This window comes from Vibrio tarriae (assembly GCF_002216685.1).
Classification (GTDB): Bacteria; Pseudomonadota; Gammaproteobacteria; order Enterobacterales; family Vibrionaceae; genus Vibrio; species Vibrio tarriae.
The window spans coordinates 2,238,508-2,254,829 of the sequence record NZ_CP022353.1; the positions used below are offsets into that span (position 1 = coordinate 2,238,508).

General features: G+C 46.6%; 18 protein-coding genes. 8 read left to right on the top strand and 10 right to left on the bottom strand.

Features of this window, described 5'->3' with window-relative positions; all coding sequences use genetic code 11:
• Nucleotides 1–2 precede the first annotated feature (2 nt).
• A complete protein-coding gene (gene panB / locus CEQ48_RS15890) occupies nucleotides 3–797 on the top strand; it encodes a 3-methyl-2-oxobutanoate hydroxymethyltransferase (RefSeq protein WP_000724408.1) in 795 nt (264 codons plus the stop codon).
• Between the two features lie 10 nt (nucleotides 798–807).
• Nucleotides 808–1,689 (top strand): pantoate--beta-alanine ligase, encoded by an 882-nt coding sequence (panC, locus tag CEQ48_RS15895; RefSeq protein WP_001195750.1) that lies wholly within the window; start codon nucleotides 808–810, stop codon nucleotides 1,687–1,689.
• A 63-nt stretch (nucleotides 1,690–1,752) separates the two neighbouring features.
• Here the strand turns inward: panC and CEQ48_RS15900 are convergent, their stop codons facing one another.
• From CEQ48_RS15900 to CEQ48_RS15910, 3 genes are all read right to left on the bottom strand, one after another.
• On the bottom strand, nucleotides 1,753–2,523 hold the full coding sequence (locus tag CEQ48_RS15900; RefSeq protein WP_000284381.1) for an ABC transporter permease: 771 nt from the start codon (nucleotides 2,521–2,523) through the stop codon (nucleotides 1,753–1,755).
• Nucleotides 2,524–2,528: 5 nt separating this feature from the next.
• Complete coding sequence (locus CEQ48_RS15905) at nucleotides 2,529–3,446, bottom strand: ABC transporter ATP-binding protein (protein ID WP_000271068.1); 918 nt, start codon at nucleotides 3,444–3,446, stop codon at nucleotides 2,529–2,531.
• A gap of 380 nt (nucleotides 3,447–3,826) precedes the next feature.
• Nucleotides 3,827–5,473 (bottom strand): SulP family inorganic anion transporter, encoded by a 1,647-nt coding sequence (locus CEQ48_RS15910; RefSeq protein WP_089071914.1) that lies wholly within the window; start codon nucleotides 5,471–5,473, stop codon nucleotides 3,827–3,829.
• Between the two features lie 147 nt (nucleotides 5,474–5,620).
• On the opposite strand from CEQ48_RS15910, the gene can reads away from it, so the two are divergent.
• A complete protein-coding gene (gene can / locus CEQ48_RS15915; RefSeq protein ID WP_089071915.1) occupies nucleotides 5,621–6,289 on the top strand; it encodes a carbonate dehydratase in 669 nt (222 codons plus the stop codon).
• A gap of 88 nt (nucleotides 6,290–6,377) precedes the next feature.
• Here can and hpt read toward each other — a convergent pair whose 3' ends face one another.
• A complete protein-coding gene (gene hpt, locus CEQ48_RS15920) occupies nucleotides 6,378–6,911 on the bottom strand; it encodes a hypoxanthine phosphoribosyltransferase (RefSeq protein ID WP_000683351.1) in 534 nt (177 codons plus the stop codon).
• Between the two features lie 295 nt (nucleotides 6,912–7,206).
• Between hpt and hapR the strand changes: the two genes are divergently transcribed.
• Nucleotides 7,207–7,818, top strand: coding sequence for a quorum-sensing master transcriptional regulator HapR (gene hapR / locus CEQ48_RS15925; protein ID WP_089071916.1), 612 nt, complete (start codon nucleotides 7,207–7,209; stop codon nucleotides 7,816–7,818).
• A 225-nt stretch (nucleotides 7,819–8,043) separates the two neighbouring features.
• On the opposite strand, the gene rsmI is transcribed toward hapR, so the two are convergent.
• The gene (rsmI, locus tag CEQ48_RS15935) at nucleotides 8,044–8,910 is read right to left on the bottom strand and encodes a 16S rRNA (cytidine(1402)-2'-O)-methyltransferase (protein WP_089071918.1); all 867 of its coding nucleotides are present in this window, start codon (nucleotides 8,908–8,910) and stop codon (nucleotides 8,044–8,046) included.
• 69 nt (nucleotides 8,911–8,979) lie between these two features.
• Here rsmI and CEQ48_RS15940 point away from each other — a divergent pair, with 69 nt between their 5' ends.
• From CEQ48_RS15940 to CEQ48_RS15955, 4 genes are read left to right on the top strand one after another with little or no spacing between them, the layout of a single operon-like run.
• Nucleotides 8,980–10,785 (top strand): penicillin-binding protein activator, encoded by a 1,806-nt coding sequence (locus CEQ48_RS15940; protein ID WP_089071919.1) that lies wholly within the window; start codon nucleotides 8,980–8,982, stop codon nucleotides 10,783–10,785.
• Nucleotides 10,772–11,140, top strand: a complete 369-nt coding sequence (locus CEQ48_RS15945; protein ID WP_001893625.1) for a YraN family protein — start codon at nucleotides 10,772–10,774, stop codon at nucleotides 11,138–11,140. Before CEQ48_RS15940 ends, CEQ48_RS15945 begins: the two co-directional genes overlap by 14 nt.
• Before the next feature lie 3 nt (nucleotides 11,141–11,143).
• Entirely contained in the window at nucleotides 11,144–11,734 is a 591-nt protein-coding gene (locus tag CEQ48_RS15950; protein WP_000887295.1) for a phosphoheptose isomerase, read from the top strand.
• A 2-nt stretch (nucleotides 11,735–11,736) separates the two neighbouring features.
• Nucleotides 11,737–12,306, top strand: a complete 570-nt coding sequence (locus CEQ48_RS15955; protein ID WP_000836325.1) for a BON domain-containing protein — start codon at nucleotides 11,737–11,739, stop codon at nucleotides 12,304–12,306.
• Between the two features lie 67 nt (nucleotides 12,307–12,373).
• On the opposite strand, the gene sspB is transcribed toward CEQ48_RS15955, so the two are convergent.
• The 5 genes from sspB to petA form a co-directional block, all read right to left on the bottom strand.
• Entirely contained in the window at nucleotides 12,374–12,838 is a 465-nt protein-coding gene (sspB, locus tag CEQ48_RS15960) for a ClpXP protease specificity-enhancing factor (RefSeq protein ID WP_181714664.1), read from the bottom strand.
• Nucleotides 12,839–12,849: 11 nt separating this feature from the next.
• On the bottom strand, nucleotides 12,850–13,485 hold the full coding sequence (sspA, locus tag CEQ48_RS15965; RefSeq protein WP_000257304.1) for a stringent starvation protein SspA: 636 nt from the start codon (nucleotides 13,483–13,485) through the stop codon (nucleotides 12,850–12,852).
• A 99-nt stretch (nucleotides 13,486–13,584) separates the two neighbouring features.
• Entirely contained in the window at nucleotides 13,585–14,322 is a 738-nt protein-coding gene (locus CEQ48_RS15970) for a cytochrome c1 (RefSeq protein WP_089071921.1), read from the bottom strand.
• The gene (locus CEQ48_RS15975; protein ID WP_001148353.1) at nucleotides 14,319–15,584 is read right to left on the bottom strand and encodes a cytochrome b; all 1,266 of its coding nucleotides are present in this window, start codon (nucleotides 15,582–15,584) and stop codon (nucleotides 14,319–14,321) included. Before CEQ48_RS15975 ends, CEQ48_RS15970 begins: the two co-directional genes overlap by 4 nt.
• Nucleotides 15,584–16,177, bottom strand: coding sequence for a ubiquinol-cytochrome c reductase iron-sulfur subunit (gene petA / locus CEQ48_RS15980; protein WP_000063600.1), 594 nt, complete (start codon nucleotides 16,175–16,177; stop codon nucleotides 15,584–15,586). Before petA ends, CEQ48_RS15975 begins: the two co-directional genes overlap by 1 nt.
• Nucleotides 16,178–16,322 lie beyond the last annotated feature (145 nt).

Here is a 16,322-nt window from a genome sequence, read left to right on the forward strand (position 1 = left end):
ACATGAAAAAAATTACCATAAACGACCTGATGAAATGGAAGCAGGAAGGTCGCAAATTTGCTACATCAACCGCTTATGATGCGAGTTTTGCTCAGTTATTTGAGAGCCAAGAAATGCCCGTCTTATTGGTCGGTGATTCACTTGGCATGGTGTTACAAGGAGAAGCCGACACCTTACCCGTGACGGTGGATGACATTGCGTATCACACCCGCTGTGTGCGTAAAGGCAGCCCCAATTGTCTGCTGATGGCTGATATGCCTTTTATGAGCTACGCCACACCAGAACAAGCGTGTGAAAACGCGGCCAAACTGGTTCGCGCCGGTGCGAATATGGTGAAAATTGAAGGTGGCGATTGGTTAGTCGACACCGTAAAAATGTTGACTGAACGTGCAGTGCCTGTGTGTGCTCACTTAGGCTTAACGCCTCAGTCGGTCAACATTTTCGGCGGCTACAAAGTTCAAGGCCGCGAACAAGATAAAGCAGATCGCATGGTACGTGATGCGTTGGCTCTGCAAGAAGCGGGCGCACAAATTGTCCTGCTAGAGTGCGTTCCAGCCGAACTCGCCAACCGAATTACTCAAATTTTGGATGTTCCTGTGATCGGTATTGGCGCGGGTAATGGTACTGACGGCCAAATTTTGGTGATGCACGATATGTTTGGAATTTCGGCGAACTACATGCCAAAATTCTCGAAAAATTTCTTGGCTGAGACTGGCGATATTCGCCAAGCCGTTGCCAAATATATCGAAGATGTTGCCAGTGGCGCGTTTCCCGATCTCGCCCACACCATTGCCTAAGGAGTCATACATGCAAGTTTTTGCTGACATCGCCGTTCTTCGCGAGCAGATCAAACAGATCAAGCGCGAAGGTCGCCGCGTCGCTTTTGTACCGACCATGGGTAATTTACATGAAGGCCATTTAACCCTGGTTCGTAAAGCTCGTGAGCTCGCTGACGTCGTCGTGGTGAGTATTTTCGTCAATCCGATGCAGTTTGATCGCGCAGAAGATTTGAAAAATTACCCACGTACGCTTGAAGAAGACCTGAGCAAACTCAACGGCGAAGGGGTTGATCTGGTTTTAACGCCGACACCCGAAACCATGTACCCACAAGGGTTGGATAAGCAGACCTTTGTTGAAGTGCCGGGGCTCTCTTACATGCTCGAAGGCGCATCGCGTCCGGGACATTTCCGTGGCGTCGCGACCATTGTCACTAAACTGTTTAACATTGTGCAGCCAGATGTCGCTTGCTTTGGCGAAAAAGATTTCCAACAATTGGCGGTGATCCGTCAAATGGTGGAAGACTTGTGCATGGATATCGAGATTGTCGGCGTAGCGACCGTACGTGAGTTAGATGGCCTTGCCATGAGTTCACGTAATAATTTGCTGACGCTGGATGAGCGCCAACGTGCGCCCGTTTTGGCGCGCACTATGCGCTGGATCAGTAGCGCCATTCGTGGTGGTCGTGATGATTATCCATCAATCATTGAAGATGCGGTGGATCAGTTGCGTGCGGCCGATTTAGAGCCAGATGAAATCTTCATCCGTGATGCACGTACTCTGCTACCTATCAGCAGTGAGAGTAAGCAAGCCGTGATCCTGATGTCCGCTTTCCTCGGTAAAGTGCGTTTGATTGATAACCAAGTTCTCGATCTGCAAACCGACACCAAAGCCAGCAGCGAAGAAGAATAATCCTCTTGTCTCTGGATCAAAAAAGGTCAACCTCGGTTGACCTTTTCTATATCGATTGCCTGATTAGCTGCGCAGCCCTTTGCCTTTGGTCACTAAATAATGCGCCACACAGTACAGCGCCACCACAAATGCCATTAACACTGCAAACGAAGTCGTGATATCCACATCCGACACGCCAAGGAAACCGTAGCGGAACGCATTGACCATGTAGACAATCGGATTGATCTTCGAGACACCTTGCCAAAACTCCGGCAGCAAGCTAATCGAATAAAATACCCCACCAAGGTAAGTCAGTGGCGTCAGCACGAAGGTCGGGACAATTGAGATATCATCAAACGTTTTGGCAAACACCGCGTTAATCAATCCACCGAGTGAAAACACCACCGAGGTTAAAAATACCGTCGCAATAATGATGCCCCAATGATCGACCTGCAAATCGACAAACAATAGTGAAACCGCCGTCACCATAGCCCCCACCAACAAACCACGCGCGACACCGCCCATCACGTAACCCGCGATAATCACATAGTTTGGCACAGGAGCGACTAACAGCTCTTCAATGTTCTTTTGAAACTTAGAGCTAAAGAAAGAGGACGCCACATTGGAATAAGAGTTGGTGATCACCGACATCATAATGAGGCCGGGCACGATGTACTCCATGTAGCTGAAACCATTCATCTGGCCGATTCGAGAGCCAATCAAATTACCAAAGATGATGAAGTACAGCGTCATCGTGATGGCGGGTGGAACCAAAGTTTGTACCCAAATACGGGTAAAACGGTTAATTTCTTTGCCGAGCAGACTACAAAATGCCGTCCAATAAATTTGATACATGCTGATTAACCTCGCTTACCACTGTTGACTATGCTGACAAACAGCTCTTCCAAACGGTTCACTTTGTTGCGCATCGACAGCACTTTCACCCCTTGTTCGGTAAGTTGGGTAAACACATGGTTGATCCCTTGGCTTTTTTCTAATTCAATCTCCAGCGAGCCTTCCACCATCTGCTGTTTAACCACTCCTTGCAGCGGTGCAATGGGTGCGTTGCCATCCACATCGAGAACAAACGTCTCAACGTGCAACTTACTAAGCAGAGATTTCATGGTGGTGTTTTCAATCAGCTCGCCGCGTTGAATGATGCCAATGTGGCGACAGAGCATTTCCGCTTCTTCGAGATAGTGAGTGGTGAGAATGATCGTCACCCCTTGCGCGTTGATTTGCTTGAGAAACTCCCACATGGAACGGCGCAGTTCGATGTCAACGCCAGCGGTTGGCTCATCAAGAATCAGCAGTTGCGGCTCATGCATTAATGCACGCGCAATCATCAAACGGCGCTTCATGCCGCCAGAGAGGTTTCTTGCTCGTTCGCTGCGCTTTTCCCACAAATCGAGCTGAGTCAGGTACTTTTTCGCGCGCTCTTTGGCTAACGCTTTCGGTACGCCATAGTAACCGGCTTGCTGCAAAACAATCTGCTCGACCGTTTCAAAGGGGTTGAAGTTAAACTCTTGCGGCACTAAACCAAGCTGCTGTTTGGCAAGCTCAAGCTGTGAATCGAGATCGTAACCAAATACTGTGACTTTGCCGGAGGTTTTATTGACCAGCGATGAGATGATGCCAATGGTGGTCGACTTCCCCGCACCATTGGGTCCCAGCAGAGCGTAAAAATCGCCTTTTTTGACTTGTAGACTAATGCCTTTGAGGGCTTCAAAGCCACCGGCATACGTTTTTCTAAGTTGTTCTATTTCCAGTGCGTACATGGTCGGAACCTTGTTATCAATAACAACAAGGATGTTGCGCTTTTATGGCGCTTTTTCAACCCTTTGTACCAAAACTACTTGGAATTGCAGCTAGGCGGCAAGTAAATGACAAATTTGTCTGGAACAAATTTGCACAGCCATCGGCTGGCCTTTGGTGAGAGCCAAGGATGGATCTCATAATCCCCATGAGCATAGATAAACTATGTGATTGGGGTGAGCGAAAGTAGCCAACACCGCTGCAACTTCAAGTAGGAAGGGGATATTGGCTAAGGGCAATGATTAATACAGAAATCGCTAATATAGGCTTGCTCTGCATTCAAAGGTCAGAGACAAAAATGCCGCATTACTGCGGCATTTCGGCTAGCGCTATCCGTGAAGGCTTACTCATTGACCTGTTTGACTGCCGCATTAAGCGCTTCATAACGGAAGCTAAACATGTTCTGATCTGGAACCAGATCAATGACCTTAAACTTTTCTAACTCGGCACGCGTTTTTTCATTTGGACAGAGTAAATAGACTTCACAATGCGCTTCCTGCGCATCACGAATCGCGTTTTCTAACGCCAAGCCAACGGTGACATCAATCATAGGGACATCGGTCAAATCGAGGATCATCGCTTGATATTGATCGACACTGCTGTGCTGGCGCGTAATGGCTTTCGAGACACTGAAAATCATCGGCCCTGATAGGTAGAAAAACAGCACCTTACCATTGGCTTTATCCAGCAGCTTACGTTCACTCTCCGTCAGTGGCACATCATCGTCATCCGCGTCACTGATCGCCTTGACTTGGCGTGCCTGCTCACGGCTTAAACGTTCAATAACCAGAATGTTGGAGATGAACACGCCAAGACCAACCGCCACAATCAGATCGACAAAAACGGTCAGCAACATAACGCCATACATGATGGCCATACCTTGCAGACTGATTTTGTGCGCACGTTGAATAAATGCCCAGTCGAGGATATTCACCCCAACATACACCGCGATACCGGCCAATACCGCCATGGGGATTGGCTCAGTCAACCCACCAGCGACTAACACCACCAGCGCCAACATTAAAGCGCGAGTCACTCCAGACAATGGCGAACGAGCGCCCACTTGAATGTTGGTCACTGTGCCCATGGTGGCTCCCGCACCGGGTAAAGCACCAAATAATCCCGCGACCATATTGGCAATCCCCTGCCCTTGCAGCTCGCGGTCCGAATCGTGCTCTTTACGCGTGAGAGAATCGCCAATGACTGCCGTTAACAGCGTATCGATACAGCCCAGAGTACCGAGTACGAGGGCATCAATCACCATAGTCACTACCATTTCGCTGGTGAAAGTAGGGACGACGATACTTGGTAAACCTGCAGGGATTTCACCAATCCGGCGAATATCATCAGTATCAAAGAAAATCACCGAAAACAGGGTCACGACGACCAAGGCGACCAACTGCGCAGGAACTTGTTTGCGGTATTTTTGTGGTAAAAAAAACAAAATTCCTAGGGTGAGTAAGCCCAAAAACAGCTCGCTAAATTTTAAATTGGCGAGCAAATCGGGCAGCGCCGATAAGGTACCAAGCACACCGCCACCAGGAGAAGGGTGCCCAAGCAGTGGTGAGAGTTGCAGGATAATCAGGATCACCCCAATACCGGACATAAAGCCCGAAACCACGCTGTATGGCATCAGCGTAATGTATTTACCGAGCTTGAGGGTACCGAGCAGAATCTGAAATGCACCGGCCATCATGACAACGGTAAAGGCAATCGCCGCGCCCGATTCAGGGTAGCGCGCCACCATAGCGGTTAAAATCGCCGTCATGATCACCGTCATCGGCCCTGTCGGCTCTGAAATCAGAGTGGAGGAGCCTCCAAATAACGCGGCAAAAAGGCCGACTAAAATCGCGCCCCACAAACCCGCTTCCGCTCCAGCCCCGGAAGCGACCCCAAACGCTAACGCTAATGGCAGTGAAATGATGGCGGTGGTTACCCCGCCAAACAGGTCACCACGTAAATTAAGATCCGCAAATCTAGCCTGAAACACGCACTATTCCTTAAGGTGTCATCGAATGATCCTAGTTTAAGACCAATGTTGTAAAAACACGTCAGATGAGTTGAGCAGAAAGTAAATTAGATGAGCTTGAATTTGTAACATTGTGTATATTGTTGGTGATTATTTAAGGGAAGTAAGATGCCAGAAATTAAACAACTTTTTGAGAACAACGCAAAATGGTCTGAATCGATCAAAGCAGAAACTCCGGAATATTTTGCCAAACTCGCTAAAGGGCAAAACCCAGATTTTTTGTGGATAGGATGTGCAGATAGCCGAGTGCCAGCCGAGCGGCTCACCGGCCTCTACTCCGGTGAATTATTTGTCCACCGTAACGTCGCCAATCAAGTTATTCATACCGATCTCAACTGTCTTTCTGTCGTTCAATACGCGGTCGATGTGCTGCAAGTCAAACACATCATTGTTTGTGGGCACTATGGGTGTGGCGGCGTGACCGCAGCCATCGACAACCCGCAACTTGGCTTAATCAATAACTGGTTACTGCATATTCGCGATTACTACCTTAAACATCGTGAATATCTCGATAAAATGCCGACCGAAGACCGCTCCGATAAGCTGGCTGAAATCAATGTCGCCGAGCAAGTCTACAACTTAGCGAACTCAACCGTGTTACAAAACGCTTGGGAACGTGGACAAGCCGTAGAAGTGCACGGTTTTGTGTACGGTATTGAAGATGGCAGATTGGAATATCTCGGAGTGCGCTGTGCTTCACGCAGTGCCGTTGAAGATAACTATCACAAAGCGTTAGAGATGATCCTCAATCCAGATCATCGTTTGTTGTGTCGCTAGTTTTTCCTTGCACCTGCACTAAAAATCAAAACGCCCACAAATTTGTGGGCGTTTTAGTGAGCTATTTTGGCAAATCATTGCTTTGCACTTACTCAGCCAGAGGAACCACTTTGCCAATATAAGGTAAATGACGGTATTTCTGTGCGTAGTCAATACCCACGCCCACGACGAATTCATCAGGGATCTCAAACCCGACCCAGTTCACTTCAACGTCCACTTCACGACGAGTCGGTTTATCGAGCAAAGTACAAATACGGATCGACTTAGGCTCACGCAGCGCCAAAATCTCTTTCACTTTGTTTAAGGTATTACCAGTATCGATAATATCTTCTACCAGCAATACATCTTTACCTTTAATGTCGTCATCAAGATCTTTCAGAATGCGCACATCACGTGAGCTTTGCATACTATTGCCATAGCTAGAAGCGGTCATAAAATCGACTTGATGAGTCAGATGAATTTGACGAGCAAGATCCGCCATAAAAACAAAGGAACCACGCAGCAATCCAACCAAAACTAAATCACTACTCCCCTGATAATGCTCAGTGATCTGTTGACCTAATTCGCGAATGCGCTGGGCGACTTCTTGCTCAGAAATCATGACTTCAACTGTGTGTTTCATACCATTCTCGTTGTGTTGGGCGATGTCAGCATCGCTGACTTTGGTGGCACGTATAGTACCACTTCGCTCAAATCCTGTTAATCGTTTCCCTACTCATCCTCGCTTTGTTATCCGCTTACTCAATAAAACAAACTGAAACGACAAATAATTAACATGGCTGCACATTTTTCACCCAACAAAGATTGACCTTGCATATATGCACCATTACACTCATAGGGCTTTAAGTAGCAAATAACAAAATAATCATTAGAGCAAAATGCTCAATCAACAACTCAATTGGCAAGGATATACCCCTATGGACGCATCAATCGAAAAACGCCCTCGAACTCGGCTATCGCCTCAAAAACGCAAACTACAACTGATGGAAATCGCGTTGGAAGTGTTTGCTAAACGTGGCATTGGTCGAGGTGGTCATGCTGATATTGCAGAGATTGCGCAAGTTTCTGTCGCAACCGTGTTCAACTACTTCCCTACTCGTGAAGACTTGGTCGACGATGTGCTGAATTTTGTGGTTCGTCAGTACTCCAATTTCTTGACCGATCACATCGATCTTGATTTGGATGTGAAAAGCAACCTGCAAACCCTGAGCAAGGAGATGGTGAAATTAGCGATGACCGATTGTCACTGGCTCAAAGTCTGGTTTGAGTGGAGCGCTTCAACCCGTGACGAAGTTTGGCCACTGTTTGTTTCCACCAACCGCACGAACCAACTGCTGGTCAGAAACATGTTTATGAAAGCGATGGAGCGTGGCGAATTGTGTGAGAAACACGATGTCGACAACATGGCAAGCCTATTCCACGGCATCTTTTATTCCATCTTCTTACAAGTGAACCGTTTAGGTGAGCAAGAAGCGGTGTACAAGCTGGTCGATAGCTACCTCAACATGCTGTGTATCTATAAGAACTAGTTTGGCTGGCAGTTGCAAGACGCAAAAGTACTAAGGGCGCATCCGCGCCCTTTTTTGTTTTCAGATGGGTGTCACTTCCAGCGGTAATATACCTAAACGACTTGGTGTTGCAGGTAGGCGGCAAATGAGTGAATCCCCACGAGCATAGATACACTCTGTGATTGGGGTGAGCAAATTCTGCCAACACCGCTACAGCTTCAAGTAGGAAATGGATAGAAGAGAAAATTATTCGCCTAAATTCTCCAAGCCCCATTTATACAATGCATTCTTTTTCAGTTGGTGAATTTCAGCCACTAAGGCGGCGGCTTTTTTCAATGGCAGCTCTTTAGTCAGAATCGTTAACGTACGTAGAGCCTCATCCGGCAGTTGCTGGTCGCCCGCATCCCGATATCCATGAACCAGCAGCACCATCTCACCTTTCTTACGGTTATCATCTTCAGCGATCCACTCAATCAACTCAGCCAAAGGCATACCTTGAATTGTTTCGAAGGTTTTGGTGAGTTCACGGGCAAGTACCACTTCACGCTCGCCACCAAGTACATCTAACATATCTTGCAGTGACTCGCAGATCCGGTGTGGCGATTCATAAAAAATACAGGTACGGATCACTTTCGCGATCTCTAACAGTTTATCCTTACGTGCTTTGCTTTTTGCCGGCAAAAAACCTTCAAAGCTAAAACTATCAGACGGCAGGCCTGATGCACTCAGCGCTGTGATCACCGCACATGGCCCTGGAAGTGGCACAACTTTAACGCCTGCTTGACGACATTGAGTGACTAAATGATAACCTGGATCACTGATCAGAGGCGTGCCAGCATCGGACACTAAGGCAATCGATAGGCCAGAGAGCAGTTTATCCACTAAGACTTGGGCTTTCTGCTGCTCATTATGATCGTGCAAAGCAAAAGTTTTGGTCGAGATGTTGAAGTGAGCTAATAATTTTCCGGTATGACGCGTATCTTCAGCGGCAATCATATCGACACTGGCTAATACATCCAGAGCGCGTTGTGTGATGTCACCCAGATTGCCAATCGGGGTTGGGACAATATAAAGAGTTGGAGCACCATTTGGCACGGTTTTATTATCTGTCATTTGTTTACCATCACATCAACGATTAATATAGAGACAATTTTACACGGACTAACGAAAGAACTCATGGCTATGAACCACCATCAGCGACGCAGTGTACCACGCTTACTCACTCCGATTGCATTATCAATCGTTTTATCGGCCTGTTCGACTCAACCTTCGTCACCGGATGTGGTCGATATTACCGCTCAACCACTCTTAACGGCGCAGACGTATTTGATGCGAGCCGATGCCAGCCAAGGTAATCAGCAAAATGATTGGCTGATCATGGCTCTCAAAGCCGCCATAGAAGAAAACAATCCCGATCAAGCACAGCTTCTGATCATGCGTTTGGCTAAACAACCTTTGACCCCAACTCAGCAGGCGCAGTGGCAACTGCTACGTGCACAGTTGCTAGCCAATGGCGAACAATATCAAGAAGCTCTAGAGCAACTGAGTTTCCAGGCCAATTGGTCGTTACCCCAAGCTCAATGGCAACAATATCATCAGCTTCGTGCAGACATATTCACTGCTCTGGATCGCTCTTTTGACTCCACTCGCGAGCTAGTGGCGCTGTACGGCCTTTCATCCAACAAGGACAAAGAAGCATTAGCGGATCAAATCTGGGCAAACCTCAATCACTACTCCGCCAGCAAGATTATCAAGCTTTCTGCTGAACCTGATGAAGTCCAACTGGATGGCTGGCTACAGCTTGCGATCTATATGAAAACGCTGGGTAGCGATCTGCCACAATTGAAAAACACCTTAGAAAAGTGGCTGGCTGAAAATCCACAACACCCAGCGGCGATCTATACCCCTAGAGCCATTACCGATATTTTGGCTTTAGAGATCGTCAAACCGACTAACACGGCTTTACTGTTACCCTTGACGGGTAAGTTTGCTAAACAAGCCCAGTTCATTCGTGATGGATTTGTGTTTGCCATGATGAACGATGCCGATCGCCAAACAAACGCGACGTTGACGATCATCGATACCAATGCAGAAACGCTCGAATCTGTTGATGCGATTCTGACCAGCAAACAAATTGATTTTGTTGTGGGTCCACTGATCAAAGGTAATATCGAAAAACTGCAGCAATTCCAACAAAGCCGTGGCCAAATGATCCCAACTCTGGCACTGAACATCCCTGATCAAATTGATACGGCTGCGGGCGCTTGCTATCTTGCACTATCACCCGAACAAGAAGTCGCACAAGCGGCGAAACATCTGTTCACTCAAGGCTACCGTTACCCATTGATCCTCGCGCCACAAAACGCTTATGGTGAACGTGTGGTTGAAGCCTTTAATGAAGAGTGGCGTCGTTACAGCAAAAACAAAGTGGCAGTCAATCTTTTTGGTGACAAGCGTCAATTACAACGCAATATCAACTCCATTTTTGGCTTACAGGATAGCCAGCAAAATATCGCGCAGATGGAATCTCTGCTTGGTATGGGCTTAGAAAGCCAACCTCGTAGCCGCCGTGATATCGATGCTGTGTATATTGTCGCAAACAGCTCAGAACTCACCTTGATCAAGCCATTTATTGAAGTGGCTATCAACCCAGATACCCGCCCACCCAAACTGTTCTCGAACTCGAACAGCAACACAGGTGGTCGCCAATACGAAGATTTGTCAGGCGTGACTTACAGTGATATTCCACTGCTGATACAGCCAGCGCCAAGTATCAAAGAGCAGCTAACCCAAATCTGGCCCGAAAGCTCAAATGCAGAGCGCCGTTTGCAAGCTCTTGGGATGGATGCCTACCGTTTGATGGTGGAACTTCCACAGATGAAAATCGTCGAAGGCTATACGATTGATGGACAAACGGGTGTGTTGAGTATTGATGAACAATGTGTGGTTCAGCGTGAAATCAGTTGGGCAGAGCATGGTGTTCGTTAATTCTAGGCATCAAGGAAATCATTATGAACAAATGGCGGCGGACTATCTTCGCCGCCAAGGCCTTACTCTAGTCACACAAAATGTGAACTACCGTTTTGGCGAATTAGATTTAATCATGCGTGATGGAAACACATTAGTGTTTGTCGAAGTACGCTATCGAAACAACACTCAACATGGTCACGCCGCGGAAACCGTCACAAGAACCAAGCGTGCTCGCTTGATCAAAGCCGCAAATTGTTGGATGCTCGCCAACAAGATGAATAGTCACAGTGCGGATTTTCGTTTTGATGTGATTGCCATTCATCAACAAGGGCAACATATTGATTGGTTAAAAAACGCTATTACTGAAGGATAAACAATGCTCGATAGCATTAAAGACAGTTTTACCGAAAGCATTCAAATTCAAATCGCCGCAGCAGAGGCGTTACCCGATGCCATTATGCATGCCGCACAAGCCATGGTGGCGAGTTTACTTAACGGTCATAAAATTCTCTGCTGCGGTAACGGTGGCTCGTCGGTCAATGCACAACAATTTGTTTCTTGCCTTTTAAATCGCTTTGAAACCGAACGCCCAAGCTTACCGGGAATGGCTCTGACTGCAGATAACACGACGCTCACCGCCGTCGCTAACGACTACCACTATCAAGAAATCTTCTCAAAACAGGTTCGAGCTTTTGGCCAACCCGGTGATATCTTGCTTGCAATATCAACCAGCGGTAACAGTAAAAATATCATCAAAGCAATGGAAGCGGCCGTAACTCGCGACATGACGATCATTGCACTCACTGGCAAAGATGGCGGTGAAATGGCCGGACTGCTTGGTGAAAATGACGTAGAAATTCGGATCCCATCACACCGTACCGCTCGCATTCATGAAGTTCATATGGTAACGCTACACTGCCTATGTGATTTGATTGATCAAGTGTTATTCCCAGCCCATGAAGAGTAAATATGAAAAGCATTAGACTTCTTATCGTTTCCGGTTTGCTCGCCACTCTAACAGGGTGTGCCGGACTGTTTATCGCGGGTGCCGCAACCACAGCCAATATCGTGACCGATCCGCGCAGCACGCAAGAGATCTGGCAAGATAACAATGTTGAACTTGAAGTTGCAGGCCTTGCCAATAAAGAACCTTATCGCAAAGATGCGCGCATTTCTGCCGTCGCTTACCGTGGAACCGTCGTTTTATTGGGACAGTCACGCAATGAAGCGATCTTAGAGCAATTTATTGCTCAGGCTCGTCAACTCAAAGGCGTCAAAGAGCTGCATAACCAAGTGCAAATTAAAGCGCCACTCTCCGTTGGTGAAATCAGCAACGATAGCTGGATAACTACCAAGGTAAAATCGGCGCTTTTAACGAAATCTGAGCTCAACGGCATTAAAATTAAAGTGGTGACAGAGGATCGCGTCGTTTATCTGTTTGGATACGTTTCTCCTGAACACGCAGAGATGGCCATTGATGTCGCAAGAAATATCATAGGTGTGAAACAGGTTGTGAAGGCGTTTGATTACGCTCAGTAACGATTTTGAGAGTGGGATATGAAAAAGGCAGCGATGACCGCTGCCTTTTTGATTTCATGAGATTTATTTACTTCACGACACGTAAACTCGGTTTGCCTTTAGGGCGTGGAGTCTCTTCAGTGTGCTCAACCGTAACATCGCTTTCCAGTTCAATGAAGGAGTCATCTGAATCAATCTCTTCAGGAAAATCCATCATATCTAGATAGGCAGGCTCCGGCTCAAACATAGTGCCTGCGCCATTTTCACGGGCATAAATGGCCTGCACAGCATAAATAGGCACGATAACCAAATGAGGACGACCACCGAAACGGGCATTAAAGGTGACTTCATCATTGCCCAACTCTAGGTTTCCCACTGCTCGTGGAGCAACATTCAGAATAATTTGACCATCTTGAACGTATTCAAGTGGCACCTTAACGCCCGGTAAAGTGGCATCAACGACGAGGTGTGGCGTTAATTCATTTTCCAGTAACCAATCATAAAATGCACGTAGCAAATATGGTCGGCGTGGTGTCATTTGACCAATATCCATTCCGGCATCCATTAGCGAGCCAGACGCATCTCGCGTTCAGCTTCAGTCAGTGAAGCCAAGAATGAATCACGTTCAAATACACGGTTCATATACACTTTCAGCTCTTTTGAGCCAGGGCCAATTAAATCAATGCCCAGCACAGGCAAACGCCATAACAGTGGAGCAAGATAGCAATCGATCAGGCTGAACTCTTCACTCATGAAGTATTCAAACTCAGCAAACACAGGCCCTAAAGTTAACAGATCATTGCGTAGCTTATTACGCGCATTTTCAGCAACTTCAGGAGAACCATTCACTACTTTTTCTGCCAATGAATACCAGTTTCTTTCGATACGATAAATCATCAGACGGCTGTTACCACGTGCAACTGGGTAAACAGGCATAAGTGGCGGATGAGGGAAACGCTCATCTAAGTATTCCATGATGATCTTTGAGTCATACAGAGCAAGCTCGCGATCAACCAGTGTTGGAACTGTTTTATAAGGATTTAGCTCAATCAGTTCCGCTGGAAGGTTATTCTCATCAACCAACTCAACTTCAAAACTGACGCCTTTTTCAGCTAGCACAATGCGAACCTGATGGCTATACATGTCAGATGCACTTGAAAATAGAGTCATCACAGAACGTTTGTTGGCAGCTACAGCCATGGAGCCCTCCAGTACAGATGCGGGTACAAAAAATCAATGGAGGCTAGAGCCTCCACTGATGAGTTAACAATCGGGAATTAGCGCAGCATAATAGCACAATTAGTGCACATCACGCCAATACTCTTTCTTGAGTGCGACAACGACAATGGTCAAGATCACTAAGAAACCCATTGTCCACCAGCCTAAGTTTTGGCGCTCAAGCTTCATCGGCTCACCTGAATATTCCAAGAAATTCACCAAGTCACGTACTGCTTGGTTATATTCCCCTTCACTTAATTCACCGTTTCCACGCGACTTCACGCCAACCACATGTTGAACCTCATTGCCATCGACAACTTTGGTTTCAAAAATAGGCTCAGGAGTACCTTGAAGCTCTTCAAGAACATGGGGCATACCTACGCTTGGAAACACAATGTTATTCACGCCAAAAGGACGTGAAGGATCCGCGTAAAATGAGCGCAAATAGGTATACAACCAATCAGTTCCACGCACACGAGCAACCAGTGTCAAATCTGGTGGTGGCGCACCAAACCATTTCGCTGCCGATTTATCGGGAATCGCATTTTCCATCAATTGACCAATTTTGGTCTCAGGATCAAAAATCAGGTTTTCCTTCATTAAATCAGCTGGGATGCCAAGATCATTGGCAACCCGTTCATAACGTTGATACTGAGTAGAATGGCAACCAAAGCAGTAATTCATAAACAGCTTGGCACCATTTTGTAGCGAAGCCTGATCCGTCAAATCGTTATTGGCTTTATCTAAATGCACATTTGCTCCAGCCGCCATCGCCAGTGAAGGCAGCATAGCAAACAAAACTACAATCCATTTTTTCATTTGTATGTCACCCTTGTTGGTAATGGCTTAGTGGCTTCGTTTTTGCTGTAGAAGAACAGCAACACAAAGAACATGAAGTAACACAAGCTAAATATCTGAGCCAACAGTGTGTAGGTTGGAGTTGCAGGTAGCGCGCCTAAAATCCCTAAGGCAATAAAGCTAACAGTGAACTGAGCAATATTGAATAAATGGAATTTGCTACGGTAACGGTAAGAACGAACCTTACAACGATCCAGCCAAGGTAACAGGAACAATACAACAATCGATGCCCCCATCGCGATAACCCCTAGCAGCTTATCTGGAACCGCACGCAAGATGGCGTAAAACGGCGTAAAGTACCAAACAGGCGCAATATGTTCTGGTGTTTTCAGTGGGTTAGCTGCTTCAAAGTTGGGCGGCTCAAGGAAGTATCCCCCCATCTCAGGATTGAAAAACAACACATAGCAGAACAAGAATAAGAATCCCGCAACACCAATTAAATCTTTCACCGTGCCATAAGGATGGAATGGGATCGAATCGATAATGTCGTACTTCTTAGTGTAGTACTCATGGAATTTAAACTGTGATTCGTAGCCTTCACCCATTGAACCTTTTGGCAATTTGGTCTCAATACCATCAGGGTTATTTGAGCCAACTTCGTGCAGAGCCAGAATATGCAGCACGATCAAAAGTAGTAATACGATTGGCAACGCAATCACATGCAAGGCGAAGAAACGGTTTAGTGTGGCACCGGAAATGACGTAGTCACCACGGATCCATAGAGTGAGATCATCACCAATAACCGGAATTGCACCAAACAGCGAAATGATTACCTGTGCGCCCCAGTAAGACATCTGCCCCCAAGGTAACAAGTAGCCCATAAAGGCTTCTGCCATCAACACAAGGAAAATCAGCATACCGAAGATCCACAATAGCTCACGAGGCTTTTGGTATGATCCATAAATCAAGCCACGGAACATGTGCAGATAAACCACCACGAAAAATGCAGAAGCCCCGGTTGAATGCATGTAACGCAATAACCAACCGTACTCCACATCACGCATGATGTATTCAATCGAAGCAAAAGCGCCCTCTCCCGATGGCACATAGTTCATGGTTAACCAAATACCAGTCAGAAGTTGGTTGACCAAAACCAACATCGCAAGTGAACCAAACAGATACCAAAAGTTAAAGTTCTTTGGCATTGGGTATTCTGAAAGGTGTTTCTTGTACGCATTCATGGCAGGTAGGCGTTTTTCTACCCAATCAAGTAGAGCTTGCATTATGCCTCCCCTGTCTCATCAAGACCAATCACGATCCGCGTATCACTAAGATACATGTGCGGCGGGATAACAAGATTTAGTGGTGCCGGAACAGCTTGGAATACTCGCCCTGCCATATCAAATTTTGAACCATGACATGGACAGAAGAATCCAGACTTAACCCCTTGGACTTGCTCAGAAAAAGAATCTGGAAGATAAGTTGGTGAGCAACCCAAATGAGTACAAATACCGACTGCGATAAAGTACTCAGGCTTAATCGAACGGTAAGGATTCTGAGCATAATTAGGCTGTTGTAGCTCGTCAGAATTCGGATCACGAAGTTGGTTTTCGTGACTTTTCAAACCTTCAACGACAGCTTGTGAACGACGAACCACCCAAACAGGCTTACCACGCCATTCAACACGAACCATCTGCCCTTCTTCGAGTTTACTGATTTCAACCTCGACAGGGGCACCGGCCGCTTTTGCTTTCGCGCTCGGGTTCCACGATTTTATAAAAGGTACGGCAACCGCAACGGCTCCTAAACCACCCACAACGGCCGTTGTAGCGGTCAGAAATCGTCTGCGGCCTTGATTTAGAGGCGCATTACTCATCCAGACATTCTCCCATTTGCTCCTTATGGATCCTGCTTATTCCGTTTAAAGAGCAAGGCTAACAAACACGAGTTTATTTTGTATTTATTTGATAGCAAATGATAAATAAAACCCTACTTTTTGACAAGATAAAGCTACCTTTCTG